Annotated in this window: 1 protein-coding gene; it reads right to left on the bottom strand. The window is 43.2% G+C overall.

Annotation, left to right across the window (positions count from 1 at the left end; translation table 11 throughout):
- Positions 1-214: 214 nt before the first annotated feature.
- Complete coding sequence (locus FS806_RS25265) at positions 215-727, bottom strand: carbohydrate ABC transporter permease (protein WP_260982261.1); 513 nt, start codon at positions 725-727, stop codon at positions 215-217.
- Between the last annotated feature and the right edge of the window lie 99 nt (positions 728-826).

Genomic DNA, 826 nt, shown 5'->3' with positions numbered 1-826 from the left:
CTCGACAAACACCATTCTACCAAAGATTTGGGCACTTTTTTATGTTTTCAATGAACGGTACTTTCGAAATTTAGGTTTAATTCTCATTTTATATTCACTTCCCGATACTACGTATTGTAGTATGGTTGCGGGGCGAATGTCAAATATATCAAAAAAGCCCAGCCGTTGTAACGACTGGACTTCGTATGAAGGCAAAGGTGCGGATCTTGCCGCTTCATCCTTTAACCGAACCGGCTGTCAGCCCTTTAACAAAGGACTTATAGCTAAAGAAGCCGAGCAAAACGGGGATGAGAACGACCATCGTACCGGCGGCCGACATCTTGCCCCAGAAATAACCTTGCTGTGTCATAAATTTGCTCATATAAACCGGCAGGGTCGCCGATTTTGTAGCGGTTGCGGTGACGGCGAAGAAAAACTCATTCCACGTCACAATAAATACCAGCAATGCCGAGGAGATGATGCCGTTTTTAATTAAAGGCAGCATAATCTTGAAGAATGTCCCAGTCTTCGAACAGCCGTCTATTGTAGCCGCTTCTATAATTTCGCCGGGAATCTCTTTGAAGTAGGTGGTACACATCCAAATCATTAAAGGAATTCCCGCACCCGTATTCAGCAAAATGAGAGCCAGCTTCGTATCCAGCATATTTAGTTTCGCCAAAATAATATAGACCGGTGTAATAACGGCAACCGCCGGCAAAAAGATGGTCGTAATAAACCAAAAATAAATATTATTCGCTTTTTTTATAGAGCTGGACAGTCAAAAGTTCTACAGCATTAAGAAGCGAGCGAATCGGCGTCAATATCAGTCGTTTCCTGCTTGGATTGG

The sequence above is a fragment of the Paenibacillus sp. 32O-W genome, assembly GCF_007679495.1.
Lineage (GTDB): Bacteria > Bacillota > Bacilli > Paenibacillales > NBRC-103111 > Paenibacillus_L > Paenibacillus_L residui.
Note: the sequence above shows the minus strand (reverse complement) of the source record. Positions and strands in the feature narration are given on the sequence as shown.